This is a genomic window from Duganella sp. CF458 (assembly GCF_900113115.1).
Classification (GTDB): domain Bacteria; phylum Pseudomonadota; class Gammaproteobacteria; order Burkholderiales; family Burkholderiaceae_D; genus Rugamonas.
In genome coordinates this window covers 1-15670 of sequence record NZ_FOOF01000001.1, presented here as the reverse complement: position 1 = coordinate 15670, position 15670 = coordinate 1, and the positions used below count along the sequence as shown (strand labels likewise).

18 protein-coding genes and 1 other RNA gene are annotated in these 15670 nt (G+C 62.1%); 8 read left to right on the top strand and 11 right to left on the bottom strand.

Features of this window, described 5'->3' with window-relative positions; genetic code table 11:
- Positions 1-13 precede the first annotated feature (13 nt).
- The 9 genes from BM269_RS00095 to BM269_RS00055 all read right to left on the bottom strand — a co-directional run bounded on the left by BM269_RS00095 (position 14) and on the right by BM269_RS00055 (position 8563).
- Complete coding sequence (locus tag BM269_RS00095; protein WP_090434203.1) at positions 14-616, bottom strand: PEP-CTERM sorting domain-containing protein; 603 nt, start codon at positions 614-616, stop codon at positions 14-16.
- 119 nt (positions 617-735) lie between these two features.
- Complete coding sequence (locus BM269_RS29700; RefSeq protein WP_229204435.1) at positions 736-1470, bottom strand: DUF6882 domain-containing protein; 735 nt, start codon at positions 1468-1470, stop codon at positions 736-738.
- A 108-nt stretch (positions 1471-1578) separates the two neighbouring features.
- Positions 1579-3225, bottom strand: coding sequence for a chaperonin GroEL (gene groL, locus BM269_RS00085; RefSeq protein WP_090434199.1), 1647 nt, complete (start codon positions 3223-3225; stop codon positions 1579-1581).
- 40 nt (positions 3226-3265) lie between these two features.
- On the bottom strand, positions 3266-3556 hold the full coding sequence (groES, locus tag BM269_RS00080; protein ID WP_028101749.1) for a co-chaperone GroES: 291 nt from the start codon (positions 3554-3556) through the stop codon (positions 3266-3268).
- Positions 3557-3805: 249 nt separating this feature from the next.
- On the bottom strand, positions 3806-4618 hold the full coding sequence (pepA, locus tag BM269_RS00075; protein ID WP_170860240.1) for a flocculation-associated PEP-CTERM protein PepA: 813 nt from the start codon (positions 4616-4618) through the stop codon (positions 3806-3808).
- A 324-nt stretch (positions 4619-4942) separates the two neighbouring features.
- Positions 4943-5836 (bottom strand): ThiF family adenylyltransferase, encoded by an 894-nt coding sequence (locus BM269_RS00070; protein ID WP_090434194.1) that lies wholly within the window; start codon positions 5834-5836, stop codon positions 4943-4945.
- Between the two features lie 5 nt (positions 5837-5841).
- Positions 5842-6582, bottom strand: a complete 741-nt coding sequence (locus BM269_RS00065) for an N-acyl amino acid synthase FeeM domain-containing protein (protein WP_229204434.1) — start codon at positions 6580-6582, stop codon at positions 5842-5844.
- Between the two features lie 200 nt (positions 6583-6782).
- A complete protein-coding gene (locus tag BM269_RS00060; RefSeq protein WP_090434191.1) occupies positions 6783-8177 on the bottom strand; it encodes a sensor histidine kinase in 1395 nt (464 codons plus the stop codon).
- Positions 8174-8563: a winged helix-turn-helix domain-containing protein gene (locus BM269_RS00055; protein ID WP_229204433.1), complete on the bottom strand. Its 390-nt coding sequence runs from the start codon at positions 8561-8563 to the stop codon at positions 8174-8176. The genes BM269_RS00060 and BM269_RS00055 overlap by 4 nt, the downstream gene beginning before the upstream one ends.
- A 145-nt stretch (positions 8564-8708) precedes the next feature.
- Here BM269_RS00055 and BM269_RS00050 point away from each other — a divergent pair, with 145 nt between their 5' ends.
- The 7 genes from BM269_RS00050 (at position 8709) to BM269_RS00020 (ending at position 11935) form a co-directional block, all read left to right on the top strand.
- Entirely contained in the window at positions 8709-8930 is a 222-nt protein-coding gene (locus BM269_RS00050; protein WP_090434189.1) for a hypothetical protein, read from the top strand.
- Positions 8927-9229 (top strand): cell division protein ZapA, encoded by a 303-nt coding sequence (locus tag BM269_RS00045; RefSeq protein ID WP_090434186.1) that lies wholly within the window; start codon positions 8927-8929, stop codon positions 9227-9229. The genes BM269_RS00050 and BM269_RS00045 overlap by 4 nt, the downstream gene beginning before the upstream one ends.
- A 57-nt stretch (positions 9230-9286) precedes the next feature.
- Positions 9287-9467, top strand: a non-coding RNA gene (ssrS, locus tag BM269_RS00040) — 6S RNA.
- Between the two features lie 67 nt (positions 9468-9534).
- Positions 9535-9999: an EVE domain-containing protein gene (locus tag BM269_RS00035; RefSeq protein ID WP_090434183.1), complete on the top strand. Its 465-nt coding sequence runs from the start codon at positions 9535-9537 to the stop codon at positions 9997-9999.
- On the top strand, positions 9999-10802 hold the full coding sequence (locus BM269_RS00030) for a sulfite exporter TauE/SafE family protein (protein ID WP_090434180.1): 804 nt from the start codon (positions 9999-10001) through the stop codon (positions 10800-10802). The genes BM269_RS00035 and BM269_RS00030 overlap by 1 nt, the downstream gene beginning before the upstream one ends.
- Positions 10803-10832: 30 nt before the next feature.
- Positions 10833-11399, top strand: a complete 567-nt coding sequence (locus tag BM269_RS00025; protein ID WP_090434177.1) for a chromate transporter — start codon at positions 10833-10835, stop codon at positions 11397-11399.
- On the top strand, positions 11396-11935 hold the full coding sequence (locus BM269_RS00020; RefSeq protein ID WP_090434175.1) for a chromate transporter: 540 nt from the start codon (positions 11396-11398) through the stop codon (positions 11933-11935). The genes BM269_RS00025 and BM269_RS00020 overlap by 4 nt, the downstream gene beginning before the upstream one ends.
- Here BM269_RS00020 and lgt read toward each other — a convergent pair.
- Together lgt and BM269_RS00010 are read right to left on the bottom strand one after the other, a co-directional pair.
- The gene (lgt, locus tag BM269_RS00015; RefSeq protein WP_090434172.1) at positions 11900-12721 is read right to left on the bottom strand and encodes a prolipoprotein diacylglyceryl transferase; all 822 of its coding nucleotides are present in this window, start codon (positions 12719-12721) and stop codon (positions 11900-11902) included. The genes BM269_RS00020 and lgt overlap by 36 nt on opposite strands.
- Positions 12722-13618, bottom strand: coding sequence for a LysR family transcriptional regulator (locus tag BM269_RS00010; protein WP_090434169.1), 897 nt, complete (start codon positions 13616-13618; stop codon positions 12722-12724).
- A 90-nt stretch (positions 13619-13708) separates the two neighbouring features.
- Here BM269_RS00010 and ilvD point away from each other — a divergent pair, with 90 nt between their 5' ends.
- On the top strand, positions 13709-15574 hold the full coding sequence (gene ilvD / locus BM269_RS00005; RefSeq protein ID WP_090434166.1) for a dihydroxy-acid dehydratase: 1866 nt from the start codon (positions 13709-13711) through the stop codon (positions 15572-15574).
- Positions 15575-15670: the final 96 nt, after the last annotated feature.

The following is a 15670-nucleotide window of genomic DNA, read 5'->3' as shown; positions in this document are numbered from 1 at the left end:
GGAGAGTGGACGCTTACTGCTTGCGGCGGCGCAGGGTAATGCCCATCAGGCCCAGGCCGAGCAGCATCGAGGCGATGGTTGCCGGCTCCGGTACGGCCTTCAGCGATACGTTATCGAGCGAACCGCCGATGCTGTCGCTGATGCCGGAAGCCTGGAAACTCAGGTTCGACAGGCTGCCGACGGCAAACATCGACAACTCGATCTTGAACCAGTTGGTCTTCGACGTGAAGTTGTCCTGTTCGACGTGCTTCAGCAGATTGCCGTTCCACAGCACGTCGATGCCGTTGGTGGCAGCGCGGGTGTTTTCACGTGGAGCGTAGTAGAAGGAAAGGTCGTACTTGCCGCCCACCACAGTATTGATGGTCTGGCTGATCCAGCTGTTGGCGGTGGAATCCAGTTCCAGGAAGTTGCTGCCGTTCTGCGCCGTGCCGGCCACGTTGTTGCGCACTTCAACGCCTTTTGCGCCAATGTTCCATCCATCCAGTGCGGATTTGATGGTCCACGAGTTGGCGCCTATACGGTTCTGTTCAAAGCTGCCATTGGTGATCAGTTCAATTGGGCCTGCGGAGGCAACGCCTGCGGCGAGGAACAGCATGACAGCGAGAAATTTCTTCATATTATCCAAAAATAATCAAAATTGCGCAAAAGATATCTAGATTGTAGCACGACAATTTCGCTGAAAGAAAAAAGCCTGCAAGGCGTCGCTATCAGCAGGCTTTTGGTGATGTACGGAAACTATGTGCGTAACTGGGCGGACATGACCACCATGAAAATAAAACCGTTATCGCTCGGAGCGCGATAGACGCCCAGGCCGCCGAGGACGTGCAGCGCTACGGCAGTCATATGCCAGCCATCCCCCGCATCAGCTTTCCACTTCGGCACCGTGAGCAGCGGGTAGTCATGCTCTTCGCCAAAGCCGCGCACAGCGGCGATGCGGGAGCGAACCGGCTCGAGCAGGCTGAAATTCGCCCACGACCACATCCAGGTATGGCTGGCTGTCGACAGCGTGCCGACGAATTCGACATCCGCAACCAGGTCGGCTTGTTCGCCGCCGGAAAACACCAGCTGCGCGGTTTCCTGGTAATAGTCCCAGCGCGGGTAGTCGTTGAGCCTCCAGTTGTCGACCATGGCTTGTTGTTTCACCCGCTGGACCTCGCATTGGGTCTGCAGGAACTGGACCCAGGCGCTGCCCGTGGCGTCGTCCATGCAGGTGACGCTTTGCGCAATGCCGTCTTCGTAGCAGTGGCCGCACAGCATGCCGATATCGGCCTCGCCTTCGTTATTCTCGTTCCACTCGCCTTCGCGCTCGAACGCTTCATTGCAGGCGGAACACCAGGCATCGCGCCAAGGCTCGTCTTCTTCCGGATAGCCGCAGTGCCATTTCTGGGCTGGATGTGCGATCAGGTGCTTGCAAACGAAAGCAAATTGGCTTTCGCCGTGGGTGGGGCAGGTGATGGTTTCGGCTGTCATGCCGGCATGTTACACAAAGTTAAGCAGTGCGAACGGTCGGGGCAAATGAAAAAGCCTGCAAGGCGCAAACCTTGCAGGCTTTTTAGTCAGCGGTGAGGCTGCCGGCTATTACATCATGCCGTCCATGCCACCCATGCCGCCCATGCCACCCATACCGCCCATGCCGCCGGCTGGCTTGTCTTCTGCGACTTCAGCAACCATGCAGTCGGTGGTCAGCATCAGGCCAGCGATCGACGCTGCGTTCTGCAGGGCCGAGCGGGTTACTTTAGCCGGGTCCAGAACGCCCATTTCAACCATGTCGCCGTAGGTGCCGTTGGCAGCGTTGTAGCCGTAGTTGCCGGAACCTGCCAGCACTGCGTTCACCACCACCGATGCTTCTTCGCCGGCGTTGGTGACGATCATGCGCAGAGGCTCTTCCATGGCGCGCAGGACGATCTTGATGCCTGCTTCCTGGTCGGCGTTGTCGCCTTTCACGTTCAGGTTGGCGCGGGCACGCAGCAGGGCTACGCCGCCGCCAGGCACAATGCCTTCTTCCACAGCTGCGCGGGTTGCGTGCAGTGCGTCTTCAACGCGGGCCTTCTTCTCTTTCATTTCGACTTCGGTGGCTGCGCCAACCTTGATCACGGCAACACCGCCGGCCAGCTTGGCCACGCGCTCCTGCAGTTTTTCGCGGTCGTAGTCGGAGGTTGCGCCTTCGATCTGGGTGCGGATCTGTGCCACGCGGCCTTCGATTGCGGAAGCTTCGCCTGCGCCGTCGATAACGATGGTGTTTTCCTTGCCCACTTCGATGCGCTTGGCTTGGCCCAGTTCTGCCAGGGTGGCTTTCTCCAGGGTCAGGCCGACTTCTTCAGCAACCACCTGGCCGCCGGTCAGGATGGCGATGTCTTCCAGCATTGCCTTGCGACGGTCGCCGAAGCCAGGGGCTTTCACTGCGCAGGTCTTCAGGATGCCGCGGATGTTGTTGACCACCAGGGTCGCCAGTGCTTCGCCTTCGATGTCTTCAGCGATGATCAGCAGTGGACGGCCGGCTTTCGCTACTTGCTCCAGTACTGGCAGCAGGTCGCGGATGTTGGCGATCTTCTTGTCGCACAGCAGAACGAATGGGTTCTCCAGGACGGCAACTTGCTTCTCTTGGTTGTTGATGAAGTATGGGGACAGGTAGCCGCGGTCGAACTGCATGCCTTCCACGATGTCCAGCTCGTCGTGCAGGGACTTGCCGTCTTCCACGGTGATGACGCCTTCCTTGCCCACTTTTTCCATCGCTTCAGCGATACGGTCGCCGATCGAGGTTTCCGAGTTGGCGGAGATCGCGCCAACCTGGGCGATTTCCTTGGAGGTGGTGGTTGGCTTGGACATGGTCTTCAGCTGTTCGACGGTGGCAGCAACTGCCTTGTCGATGCCGCGCTTCAGGTCCATTGGGTTCATGCCGGCGGCAACGTATTTCATGCCTTCGCGCACGATGGCCTGGGCCAGCACGGTTGCGGTGGTGGTACCGTCACCGGCGTTGTCGGAGGTCTTGGAAGCAACTTCCTTGACCATCTGCGCGCCCATGTTCATCAGCTTATCCTTGAGCTCGATCTCCTTGGCGACCGACACGCCGTCCTTGGTGACGGTTGGGGCGCCGAAGGAGCGCTCCAGCACCACGTTGCGGCCTTTCGGGCCCAGGGTGACTTTAACTGCGTTGGCGAGGATGTTCACGCCTTCGACCATCTTGGCACGTGCGGAATCGCCGAAAATGACTTCTTTAGCTGCCATGTTTGTTTCTCCTGAATTCTATCTGTCTAGGGGGCTGTGATTACTTCTGAACCACGGCCATGATGTCTTCTTCGCGCATTACCAGCAGTTCCTGGCCGTCAACTTTGACGGCTTGGCCGGCGTATTTGCCGAACAGAACGCGGTCGCCCACTTTCACTTCCAGAGCACGCACGGTGCCGTTGTCAGCAACTTTGCCGTTGCCAACTGCCAGCACTTCACCCTGGTCCGGCTTTTCAGCGGCGGCATCAGGGATGATCAGGCCGGACGCGGTCTTGGTTTCCTGGTCCAGGCGTTTGACGATGACGCGGTCATGCAAAGGGCGAAGGTTCATACAAAACTCCTTTTACTCGGTTTATTGACAGTTGTTAGCACTCTCGGCTAACGAGTGCCAACAATTATAGGGACGACACTTTCCCTTTTCAAGGGAATTTCTTTGCGCTTGATCAAGCGTTGGTTTGATGTCAATCATGCCAGGAAGGCAATGATGGGGCGCGCGAGCGCTTGGAAGGGGTAAGGCGGGGAGGGCGGCCATCAATGAAAATGGGACCGTCGCCGGTCCCATTTTCGTCATGCGTGGAGCTTAACGCTGTTTGCGGCGATGGACGCCGGCCATCCCGAGCAGGCCGATGCCCAGCAGTCCCAGCACGCCAGGTTCAGGGACGGCGGCGACGAAATCAAGGATGCCGCCTTCCTGGGTGATGGCAATGTCGAGGGCGTTGGTGCAGTCGACGGTATCGCAATCGACGCCTTGTGTGGTGTTGTTGAATGCCGCGAACGAGGCCGTGTAGAACGGATCCGGGTCGAAGAAGTAGTTTTTGCCTTCAGGGGTCAGGAACCAGCTCATGGTGACGTTCTGGAACACGCCGCCGAGATTGTCGATGCCGCCGACGCCGTTATAGGCGAAGTCGGACCAGGCCAGCTGGGTTTGCGCACCGGCAAAATTGACCGAAGGATCGGTGCCGACCACGGCCTGGTTATACGTATTGTCGTTGCCGACATCGGCCCACAGCTGCAGCGACAGGGCGGTCGGGGTGCAGGATACGCCCGGGCCAAGAATGCCGCTGCACGTGAAGTCCTGCTGGAAGGTGGCGTACAAGCCATAGTCGAAGTTGACACGGGTATCGGCGGTCGACACGTTGTTCGAGTTCAGGGAAAAGCCGCTGAACACGATATAGCCGTTGGACACGTAGTTGTTGCCCACGCCCGTATAAGCGACGCGTGCCGACGAAACGCCGTTCAGGGCGTCGGCCGTGAAGATATTGCCAGCAGGTGCCAGTCCGGTTGGGTCCACCTGGAAAGCAGGTGCTGCGGCTGCGCTACCGGTCGCCAGTGCGCCAAATGCTAGCAGCATGCTGGCGGCCAGGCCGCGAACGCGAGGTGTGAGAATCTTCATTACATTTCTCCGTTGAGAGGATAAAGCACCAGTTTTGGGATGACTGAGCATTAAATTTGTTCAGGTCATGATCTTTATCAAAGCAATACGTATGCCATATTTAAAATACGACCAAAAAACAAACGCTTAGTATTAACTTTCAAACCATGTTGTTTGCGCTGTGCGGCCTGCTCTGTAAAATATTCCGACATGTAGCTTCCTAAAATTAAGGAGCAAATTCAATGACTTGGACGGGATATTTGGTGAGCATTCGCAAGCGTTGATATTTTGTGTGACTTTTTATGTCGCGACCGGTGTGAGTATTAATTTAAAATTAAACCGTATTTATTTCGCCTGCGCGGCCAGCATTGCCGAGAATTTGCGCTTGGCGAATTGGATGGTGAGCCAATTCAAGGGATGGCGATTGCCGCCCGGGCGCCAGGTGGTGATGAACTTGTCGCGGTAGGCGTCGTACTGGAAGCCATGTGGCGCCGCCAGGATCTTGCCGCGCTTGAGCATCATCTTGATGGCCTGGGTGGCCGCCACGCCGGAACATAACTGGCAAGCCATGGCGGTGGAGGCGCCGCGCCGCTCGGCCAGGTTGATCCCGCCTGGCACCAGGTAGCTGCGGTGCAGGGCGGCCGGCGCCAGCCCGACCAGGAAGCGTATCGCCATGTCGAGCTCCGGCAGGTCGCCCCAGCCGAAGTATTCTTCAAAGGTCATGGCGCCCGGGACGAAGTTCAGGCCTGCCACGCTCATGCCCAGCGGCGCCGCGCAGGTGGCCGGTACGCCCAGCGCCTCGCACATGGCATAGGTTTGCTTGCGCGCTTCGAAGGCGAAGAAGTCCAGCCCGTCGACGTACACGTCGGCACCTTGCAGGAAATCGCGCAGGTTGCCCTGGTTGACGCCCTGCGGGAAGGTGCGGATCTTCACTTCCGGGTTGATGTCGCGCGCCATGCGCGCCATCACGTCGACCTTGGGCTGGCCCAGTGTCGACATGAAGGCGCCGGCCTGGCGGTTGAAGTTGGGGATGTCGAAGGTGTCGAAGTCGGCCAGGTGGAACGCTCCCACGCCCATGCGCGCCAGCGTCAGCAAGTGCACGCCGCCCACGCCGCCGGCGCCGGCAATGGCGACGCACTTGTTGCGCAGCGCTTCCTGTTCCGCCTCGGTAACCCAGCCGATATTGCGCGAGAAGGCTTGCGCATAGTTGAAGTGGCGTTCGGTGTTGGATTCAGCCATGGTGCTTATTCCTGTTGCCGCAGCCGATTGATGATTCCCGCTTCTTCATGCGGCGAGAAGAACAGCGGATAGAAGGAACGTTCGTCGGAATCGGGCTGGCCGCCGAAGCGGCGGATCTGCTCTTTCATGTACGACAGTTCGATATGCATCAGCACTCCGCGCACATTGACGCGCGGGTTGACCACCTCTTCGCCAAGCTGGCGGAAGCCCAGCATGCGCTGGTAGAACTGGCGATGGCGCGGCGTGACTTCGATGAACAGCACGTCGAAGCGATGAATGTCGTAAGCGTACATGACGGCCAGATGGATCAGCGCCGCCAGGTAGCTCTTCGATTTTGGCCCCATGTCGAAGGCCAGCTTGATGAATTCGCAGACGCGTTTGCCGCGCGCACGGAAGGCGTCGATCTCGGCGCGGAACAGTTGGTCGGCCAGGATGCCGGATGGACTGTCCAAGCCGAGCGTCAAGGTGCCGACCGCCTCTTCACGGTTGTGTGCCATGAGCGTGACGCGGTTCGGGTCATCGGACAGCGCATGGGTGCCTTCCAGGCCACGCCAGGCGTACATCTTGTGAATCAGCATGCTCGCCTTGCTACGCCCTTCGGGCGTGTCGACTAATCTGATTCCGAAGGTGCTCTCCCCGGTGACGATATCCTGCATTTCCGCCAGCAAGCGGTCATCGCGAAAGGGGTCGTCGGCGCGTGTGGCATCCAGCGCAGGGTCGACCCGTTCGACCTGCTTGTACTGCATAGTCCCTCCCAGCATGACTTTGTCAAAATTTGTGGTCTTTTCGTAAATAAATAATGACAAGTTCAGCTTGCTGTCGCAACGGCAGCTCATGCAAGCGTGCGCAGGGCCGGCGTGCGCGCCCGCCCGCTCTATGAGCGAAGGGTGTTTGGCATTTCCGGACGGTTATATTTCTTGGAAGCTTGATATGACTGAATTGCTAGTCAGTTGTCGCTGGCGCCGGCCGGCAAGGTCAGGCTGAACGTGACCTGGGTCGGCGTGCAGTCGGACAGGCGCAGTTCGCCGCCATGGGCGCGCGCGATTTCGCGTGCCAGCGCCAGGCCCAGTCCCACGCCTGCCACGCGGCGGTTGTAGGCGTGGCCGGCGCGGTAGAAGCGGTCGAACAGGCGGTCGCGCTGTTCGAAGGCGATGCCGGTGGAGGCATTGGCCACGTCGATTTGCCAACCGGCAGCGCTGCGCTGGCCGGCGATGGCGATCCAGCCTTCCGGCACGCCGTATTTGACTGCGTTGCTGACCAGGTTTTGCAGCACCTGGCGCAGCAGGTCGGCATCGCCCCGCACCGGCAGGCGCGGCGGCAGGTCGAGCCGCAACGGGCGCTCCGGCGCCATCATGTCCAGGTCGTCGGCCAGCTCGCGCAGGACCGGCACCAGGTCGAATGCTTGCATCGGAATCCGGAGTTGGCCGGCATCTGCGCGCGACAGCATCAGTAGCTTGCGCACCACGTTGTCGAGGCGGCGCACTTCATCCAGCATGTCGGCCAGCGACTGCTCCAGTTCCGGGTAGGCGCCGGCGCGTTCGAAGGCGCGTTCCAGTTCTCCCTGCAGGATCGAGACCGGCGTGCGCAGTTCGTGCGCGGCATCGCCGGAGAAACGCGCCGACTGCAGGAAGCTGCGCTCCAGCCGGTCCAGCATGTCGTTGAACACGGTCACCAGGCGTTCGAATTCCAGCACCTCTTCGTCGGCGGCCACGCGCTGCCGCAAATCGCTGGCGCGGATGCGTTCCATCACGCCGCTCAGGTGCTCGATCGGGCGCATGGCGCGCCCGGCCAGGTACCAGGCCACGGCACCCACCGCCAGGCAAAGCAGCACCACCGCGCCGCCGAAGCGCCAGATGGTTGCCATGAGCTGGGCCTCGGACAAGGTCGTGTTCACGCCCAGCTGCACCAGCACGCTGCCGCGCCGCGCCTGGCCGATGCGCCATTGGGTGCCGCCGCCGTAATACGTACGCAGTGCGCTGTCGGCTGCTTCCGGCACCAGCAAGGAGCCGGGCCAGTTCGGGCTTTGGTACAGCAGGCCGGCTTGGTTGTCGACCGCACGCAGGATGGCGAAATGCTCGGTGTTTTCGAGCGGCGCAAAGCCGCTGAAGCTGGCGTTCAGGTGGGCGTCGATGGCGGGCCATACGGCTGGCGCCTTGGTGCCGAAGCCCGGTCCCGCCAGGTGCGCCACCATCATGCGGTCCAGGATGCTGGCGCGGCGCGCTACGACGGCCAGGGTGGAGGCGACGAACAGCGCCGCCACCACGCCGACGGCCAGCCCGGTCGTGATCAGCGCGATGCGGATGCGGAAGGAACGGATGAACGGGCGGCGCGCCGTCTTCATGCGTCGCCGTCCGGCTTGCGCAGGCGGTAGCCGACCCCGCGCACCGCTTCGATGGCGACGTGCTCGGGCAGGGCCAGCTTCCTGCGCAGGCGCTGGATGCAGACATCGACCATATTGGTTTGCGGGTCGAAGTCGTAGCCCCGCACATGTTCGAGGATCTGGGTGCGGGTATACACCCGGCCCGGCGCGCGCATCAGGTATTCCATCAAGTTGAATTCGCGGCTGGTCAGCTCGACTTCGCGGCCATCGAATTCGGCCACGCGCGACAGGCGGTCCAGCGTGAGCGGACCGGCCGCCAGCACGTTCTGCCGTTCGCCGCTGACACGGCGCAGCAGGGCGTGGATGCGGGCGATCCGCTGTTCGTCTTCTACCAGTAGGGCTTTCATGCCCAGCATTGTCAGGAAATGCCAAAGCGCCGTCAATGCGGGCGGTGGCGCGGAAGATCGCAAGGCACGCTTACAAATGAGCTACAATCGTAAGCATGTATAACACCAGGTTGACCGTACAATCGTGCGGCTCTATAGTTTCGGGATGATCGCAGACTTCCAAGAACTTTCCGACAAAATCGACCGCCTTGCGGAGCTCGCGCAATCCTTGCGCCGCGAGAACGCCCAGTTGCGCCAGGCCAATGCAGCCCTGGTGGCCGATAATCTCGAATACCAACGCCGCCTCGGGGAAGCGCATGGGCGCGTGATGGCGCTGCTGGATAAAATTCCCGCCGCCGAAGCAGATACTCCTGAGGACGCACAATGATCCATGTCGACGTGACCATCATGGGCCAGCCCTACAAGCTGGCATGCAAGGCCGATGAAGAACGCGCGCTGCGCGAAGCGGCCAACCTGCTCGACAAAAAGATGAGCGCCATCCGCGACGCCGGCAAGATCAAGGGCAATGACCGCATCGCCGTGATGGCGGCGCTGGGCATGGCGGCTGAATTCCTGGCATCGAAAACCGCCAACGGCGGCCCGTCCATGCTGGAAGTGCAGGAGAAGCTGGGCGCCATGCACAAGGTGCTCGACAACGCGCTGACCCCGCAAGAGAATCTCTTCTAATTCCGAAAAATTGTCTTAAAGGCCTTTCGCACAAAACGTTTGAGGAGTAAACTTCGTGTCACCCTGCGGTGTTCGAGATTTGCCATATATTCCTTGAACCATTTACATGCACCGGTTGCGGAAATTTGTTCGACGGGCGTGAGCGTCACTAGTCTGATGAACCCGAAGTTGAACTAACTGTAACCACCTTGAACCGTAAGGTTCGGGATGCCGGCATAACGGCACAGGCGGGGCCTCATTCCATACGAAAGCGGTTGCCAGCACCCGAGGGTGCGCAACCGTTTTTTTACGTCCAGAGGAGCGCCATGCAATATTGGTTGATGAAGTCTGAGCCCGACGAGGTAAGCATCGACGACGTGATGTCTGCCAAAGGCAAGACGGTGCCGTGGTTCGGCGTGCGCAACTACCAGGCCCGCAACTTCATGCGTGATGCGATGAAGATCGGCGACGGTGTCCTGTTCTACCATTCCTCCTGTCCCGAGCCGGGCATTGCCGGCATCGCGGAAGTGGTCAGCGGGCCGTATCCCGACGCCACCCAGTTCGATCCCAAGAGCCACTATTACGATGCGAAGGCGACGCAGGAGCAGCCGCGCTGGATTTCCGTCGACGTGCAGGGCGTGCGCAAGACGCGCCTGTTGTCGCTGGCGGAAATGCGTTCGCTGCCGCAGTTGGAAGACATGGTGGTGCTGCAAAAAGGCAGCCGCCTGTCGATCACGCCGGTTACTCCGGGTCAATGGAAGCATGTGATGGCGCTGCTGAAGGGCGATTGATGGATTGGAGTCTGGTCGGCATCCTGCTCCTGATGGGGGCGGGCGGCGGATACGCGGCGGGCTTGCTGGGGATTGGCGGCGGCATGGTGCTGGTGCCCTTCATCACCATGATCTTCACGGCCAAGGGCTTTGCGCCCGCGCTGGTGGTGCATATGGCGATTGCGACTTCGCTGGCGACGATCATGTTTACTTCCCTGTCTTCGGTGCGGGCGCACCACCGGCATGGCGCGGTGCAATGGCGCATCGTGGCGCTGCTGGCGCCGGGCATCGTGATCGGTTCGTGGCTCGGGCCCTGGATCGGCAAGCAGATGAATACTTCGGCGCTGGCGCTGCTGTTCTCCGTGTTCGTGGCATTTTCGGCAGCGCAGATGCTGCGCAATAAGAAGCCTTCCGCCGGGCGTGATTTGCCTGGCACGGCGGGCATGTTCGCGGCAGGCGGGGTGATCGGCACCTTGGCTGGGCTGGTCGGTGCCGGCGGCGGATTTATTTCGGTGCCGTTCATGACCTGGTGTAATGTGCGTATTCACCAGGCAGTGGCGACCAGCGCGGCGCTGGGCTTCCCGATTGCCTTGTCGGGCACCTTGTCGAATATTTATTTCGGCTGGTCGGAGCCGGGCCTGCCGCAGCATTCGCTGGGCTTTGTCTATCTGCCGGCCCTGGCCGTGATCGTGGCCGCCAGCGTGACCATGGCGCCGCTTGGCGCGCGCATGGCGCACAAGATGGATGTGGCGGCGCTCAAGCGCGTCTTCGCCGTGGTGCTGTTCTCACTGGCAGGCTATATGTTCTATCGCGCATTCGCCTGAGGGGATGCGCCAGGCTGTACGGAGGATGCGATGCAGGATGCACGGGTCGGATGCTGGGCGCTGTTCAAGGTCTTCTCTCATATGGCATTACAGGGCTTTGGCGGCGTGCTGCCGTTTGCCTACCGCCACCTGGTGGAACGCACGCAGTGGCTGACCGCCGCTGAATTTGGCCAGCTTCTCAGCATCGCGCAACTCCTGCCTGGCCCCACAATCTGCAATCTTTCCGTCATGGTCGGCCAGCGCTATGCAGGCGTGGCCGGCGGCTTCTCGGCGCTGGCGGGGCTCCTGCTTGGCCCGTTCTTCATCGTGATCGCACTGGGTGCGGCGTACCAGGGGCTGGCGCACCATCCGCTGTTCGTCAACGCCATGCGCGGCATGGCCGCCGCTGCGTCGGGCCTGATCCTGGCGACGGCGCTCAAGCTGGCGGTTGGCATGTTGCGCGGAACCAGCCAGCGTGGACGCCGTCTGCTGCAGCTTGCGCTGCTGGCGGCGGCGTTTATCGGCCTGGGCGTGGCGAAGCTCGGGCTGATCACAGTGGTCGCCACGCTGGTGCCGATCGGCTTCCTGCTGTTTGCCTTCGTCTGGAGGAAGCCATGAACGACGACGTCAAACTGGGCGGGCTCGCCTGGCACCTGGCGGTGTTGTCGTTGACGGCAATCGGCGGCGGCGTGGTGCTGGTGGCGCCGGACGTGCACCATTACGTCTCGGTGCAGAACCACTGGCTGACGGACGAGCAGTTCGCGGCCATGTACGCCCTGGCGCAGGCTGCGCCCGGCCCGAACCTGCTGTTCGTGACGCTGATCGGCTGGATGATCAAGGGCTGGCTGGGCGCCGTGGTGGTGACGCTGGCGGCAATCGTGCCTTCGTCCTGCCTGGTGCTGGCGCTGGGAACCGTGATCAACCGCCATGGCGGCGGGGAAGGGCGCTGGGCCGGCGCGTTGCGCGATGCGCTGGCGCCGCTGGCGGCCGGCATGCTGGCCGGCGCCGCGTGGACCTTCCTGAGTGTGGCCGGCGCCGGGTGGCGCGGCATCGTGCTGGCGCTGGCTGCCGCAGCGGCGGCCTATGCGACCAAGCTGAATCCCTTGTGGCTGATTGCCTTAGGCGCGCTGGCCGGCGCGATTGGGCTGGTTTGAGCGGTAGGCCCACAGCAGCATGATGATGGCGCCGACGATCATCGGCAGCGACAGCATCTGGCCGGAGGTGATCGGCAGGCCGGCCACAGTGATTTCCCAGTCCGGGGTGCGGAACCACTCGGTGAAGAAGCGCGCGCAGCCATACAGCAGCACGTACAGGGCGCCGACTGCCAGGCGTGGACGGGCCTTGCGCGCGTATGGCCACAGGATGCAGAACACCAGGATGCCGTCGACCAGCATCTGGTAGATCGCCGAAGGGTGGCGCGGCAGCGGCCCCACGTTCGGGTAGATCATCGCCCAAGGCAGGCTTGGGTCGCTGACGATGCGTCCCGGCAGTTCGGCGTTGATGAAATTACCCATGCGGCCGGCCGCATACCCCAGCGGCACCAGCGGCGCGATGAAGTCATACACATCCAGCAGGTTGCGCTGGCGTTTGCGGGCCCACAGCGCCATGCCGATCAAGACCCCGAGGAAACCGCCGTGGAAGCTCATGCCGCCTTCCCACACCCTGAGGATGCGCAGTGGCGTCAGCAGCATTTCCGGCTGGTAGAAGAACACTTCACCCAGGCGCCCGCCGACGATCACGCCGAGCATGCCGTAGAACAGCATGTCGTCCAGGTCTTCCTTGGTCCAGCCTTGCGCGGCGATGTGCGCTTGCTTGATGCGCAAGCGGCCAAGTCCGATGAACATGGCAAAAGCCAGCACGTACATCAGGCCATACCAGTGGATCGCCACGGGGCCGAGGTGGATGGCGACCGGATCGGGCATTGGATGCATTAACGGCATTCAGATTCTCTTTCTCATCAATTCCAAGAAGCCGCGCAGCACGGGCGAGGCATTGTCGCGCCGCCAGGCCAGGCCGGTTTCCACCAGCGGCGTGCTCTGGACCAGGGGCAGGTACTCCACCCCCGGCCGGCGCAAATTCGACACGGATTGTGGCACAAGTGCGATACCCATGCCAGCCGATACGAGGCTGACGATGGTCTGCATCTGGATCGCTTCCTGCCCCACCTCGGCGGTGATGCCGGCTGCGCGGAACACTGACAGGATGGCGTCGTACAGCCCGGGCGAGATATGGCGCGGGAAAATGATCAGCGGCAGGCCGGCCAGCTGGCGCAAATCGGCGGCGCGCGCGCGCGCCAGGGCAGGCAATCCTGCCGGCGCGGCCAGCACCAGCGGTTCGCTCAGGACCGGCAGGTATTCCAGCTCCTGGCGCGCGCGGTCGGGCAGGGGAGGGATCAGCAGGCCGGCGTCGACCCGGCCGTCCAGCAGGTCGTCGAGCTGCAGGTCCGACGTGGCTTCCTTGAGTGTGATTTCAACTTGCGGATACTCGGCGCGGTAAGCGCGCAGGGTAGGCGGCAGCACGCTGTAATCGGCGGACGACACGAAAGCCAGCGACAGCCGCCCGCTGGCGCCCGTGGCTGCGCGCTGCACCAGTTCCGCCAGCCCGGCCGATTGCTCGAGCAGGCGGCGCGCTTCCGGCAGCAGGGCTTCGCCGGCCGCGGTCAGCGCCACGCCGCGCCGGTTGCGCTCGAACAGCGGCGCGCCCAGCATCTCTTCCAAGGCCATGATGGTTTGCGACAGCGGTGGCTGCGTCATGTGCAGGCGGCGTGCGGCGCGGCCGAAATGCAGCTCCTCGGCGACGGTGGCGAAATAGCGCAGCTGGCGTAGTTCAATATTCATTCGCAAAGAATATCACAGCAGTGGTTATCATATATTTGACAACTTGCCAGGGGCAAGGCACCCTTAGTCTCTTACCGAGGAGACCCCACCATGCCGCAATACCGTTCCTACACCACCACCCAAGGCCGCAACATGGCAGGCGCGCGCGCCCTGTGGCGTGCCACCGGCATGAAAGATGGCGATTTCAATAAGCCGATCATCGCGGTGGTCAACTCCTTCACCCAATTCGTACCGGGCCACGTCCACCTGAAGGACCTGGGCCAACTGGTTGCGCGCGAGATCGAAGCATCCGGCGGCGTGGCCAAGGAATTCAACACCATCGCGGTCGACGACGGCATCGCCATGGGCCACGGCGGCATGCTGTACTCGCTGCCATCGCGCGACCTGATCGCCGATTCGGTGGAATACATGGTCAACGCCCACTGCGCCGACGCCATGGTCTGCATCTCCAACTGCGACAAGATCACCCCGGGCATGCTGATGGCTGCCATGCGCCTGAACATTCCGGCGGTGTTCGTCTCCGGCGGCCCGATGGAAGCGGGCAAGGTGATCAAGACCGTCAACGGCGGCGAGAAGATTATCAAGCTGGACCTGGTTGACGCCATGATCAAGGCCGGCGACAGCAGCGTATCCGATGCCGACGTGGCGGAAATCGAGCGCTCGGCCTGTCCGACCTGCGGCTCCTGCTCCGGCATGTTCACCGCCAACTCGATGAACTGCCTGACCGAGGCGCTGGGCTTGTCCCTGCCGGGCAACGGCACCATCGTCGCCACCCACAGCGACCGCAAGGAACTGTTCCTGCGCGCCGGCCGCCTGATCGTCGACCTGGCCAAGCGCCACTACGAGCAGGACGACTACAGCGTGCTGCCGCGCTCCATCGCCACCAAGGAAGCGTTCGAGAACGCGATGGCGCTGGACGTGTCGATGGGCGGCTCCACCAATACCGTGCTGCACCTGCTGGCCGCCGCGCACGAAGCGGGCGTGCCGTTTACCATGGCCGACATCGACCGCATCTCGCGCAAAGTGCCTTGCCTGTGCAAGGTCGCGCCGATGACCGATAAATTCCACATTGAAGACGTGCACCGCGCAGGCGGCATCATCTCGATCCTGGGCGAACTGGCGCGCGCCGGCTTGCTGGACACCACCCAGCACACCGTGCACAGCCCGACCATGGGCGAGGCCATCGAGAAGTACGACATCAAGCGCAGCGACGACGCAGCGGTGCACCAGTTGTTCCGCGCAGCGCCGGGCGGCGTGCCGACCCAGGTGGCGTTCTCGCAATCGGAACGCTATGCCTCGTCGGACCTGGACCGCAGCGCCGGCTGCATCCGCGACCTGGAGCACGCCTACTCGAAAGACGGCGGCCTGGCAGTCCTGTACGGGAACATCGCCGAGAAGGGCTGTATCGTGAAAACCGCCGGTGTCGACGAATCGATCCTCACATTCAGCGGCAAGGCACGCGTATTCGAAAGCCAGGACGCTGCGGTGGAAGGCATCCTGGGCGACACCGTGCACGAAGGCGACGTCGTCATCATCCGCTACGAAGGCCCGAAAGGCGGCCCGGGCATGCAGGAAATGCTGTACCCGACGTCCTACATCAAGTCGAAAGGCCTGGGCAAGGCGTGCGCGTTGTTCACCGACGGCCGTTTCTCCGGCGGCTCGTCCGGCCTGGTGATCGGGCACGCCTCGCCGGAAGCGGCGGAAGGCGGCGCGATCGGCCTGGTGGAGGAAGGCGACATGATCGACATCGACATCCCGTCGCGCACCATCAACCTGCGCGTAACGCCGGACACACTGGCGCAGCGCCGCGCAGCGATGGAAGCGCGCGGCGCCGCCGCCTGGAAGCCGGTCAACCGCGAGCGCTACGTCTCGCAAGCGCTGCAAGCCTATGCCGCACTGACCACCTCCGCCGACCGCGGCGCAGTACGCGACCTCAGCCAGCTCGCGCCTAAGTAATTAAAAGTCGGGGTCAGATACCGTCTTGAATGGCAAGCCCTTTTTCCAAGTATTTTGGGTCAAAGGGTTTGCCCGACTTAACTACCCCGTAAATCA

Bases quoted from the DNA above. Each gene is read 5' to 3' on its own strand.
- BM269_RS00050 (WP_090434189.1), top strand. From the start codon at position 8,709: ATGATCGCAGACTTCCAAGAACTTTCCGACAAAATCGACCGCCTTGCG.
- BM269_RS00060 (WP_090434191.1), bottom strand. From the start codon at position 8,177: ATGAAGACGGCGCGCCGCCCGTTCATCCGTTCCTTCCGCATCCGCATC.
- BM269_RS00065 (WP_229204434.1), bottom strand. From the start codon at position 6,582: ATGCAGTACAAGCAGGTCGAACGGGTCGACCCTGCGCTGGATGCCACA.
- BM269_RS00070 (WP_090434194.1), bottom strand. From the start codon at position 5,836: ATGGCTGAATCCAACACCGAACGCCACTTCAACTATGCGCAAGCCTTC.
- BM269_RS00010 (WP_090434169.1), bottom strand. From the start codon at position 13,618: ATGAATATTGAACTACGCCAGCTGCGCTATTTCGCCACCGTCGCCGAG.
- BM269_RS00055 (WP_229204433.1), bottom strand. From the start codon at position 8,563: ATGAAAGCCCTACTGGTAGAAGACGAACAGCGGATCGCCCGCATCCAC.
- BM269_RS00020 (WP_090434175.1), top strand. From the start codon at position 11,396: ATGAACGACGACGTCAAACTGGGCGGGCTCGCCTGGCACCTGGCGGTG.
- BM269_RS29700 (WP_229204435.1), bottom strand. From the start codon at position 1,470: ATGACAGCCGAAACCATCACCTGCCCCACCCACGGCGAAAGCCAATTT.
- ilvD (WP_090434166.1), top strand. From the start codon at position 13,709: ATGCCGCAATACCGTTCCTACACCACCACCCAAGGCCGCAACATGGCA.
- BM269_RS00045 (WP_090434186.1), top strand. From the start codon at position 8,927: ATGATCCATGTCGACGTGACCATCATGGGCCAGCCCTACAAGCTGGCA.
- groES (WP_028101749.1), bottom strand. From the start codon at position 3,556: ATGAACCTTCGCCCTTTGCATGACCGCGTCATCGTCAAACGCCTGGAC.
- BM269_RS00025 (WP_090434177.1), top strand. From the start codon at position 10,833: ATGCAGGATGCACGGGTCGGATGCTGGGCGCTGTTCAAGGTCTTCTCT.
- BM269_RS00035 (WP_090434183.1), top strand. From the start codon at position 9,535: ATGCAATATTGGTTGATGAAGTCTGAGCCCGACGAGGTAAGCATCGAC.
- BM269_RS00095 (WP_090434203.1), bottom strand. From the start codon at position 616: ATGAAGAAATTTCTCGCTGTCATGCTGTTCCTCGCCGCAGGCGTTGCC.
- BM269_RS00030 (WP_090434180.1), top strand. From the start codon at position 9,999: ATGGATTGGAGTCTGGTCGGCATCCTGCTCCTGATGGGGGCGGGCGGC.
- groL (WP_090434199.1), bottom strand. From the start codon at position 3,225: ATGGCAGCTAAAGAAGTCATTTTCGGCGATTCCGCACGTGCCAAGATG.
- pepA (WP_170860240.1), bottom strand. From the start codon at position 4,618: ATGAAGATTCTCACACCTCGCGTTCGCGGCCTGGCCGCCAGCATGCTG.
- lgt (WP_090434172.1), bottom strand. From the start codon at position 12,721: ATGCCGTTAATGCATCCAATGCCCGATCCGGTCGCCATCCACCTCGGC.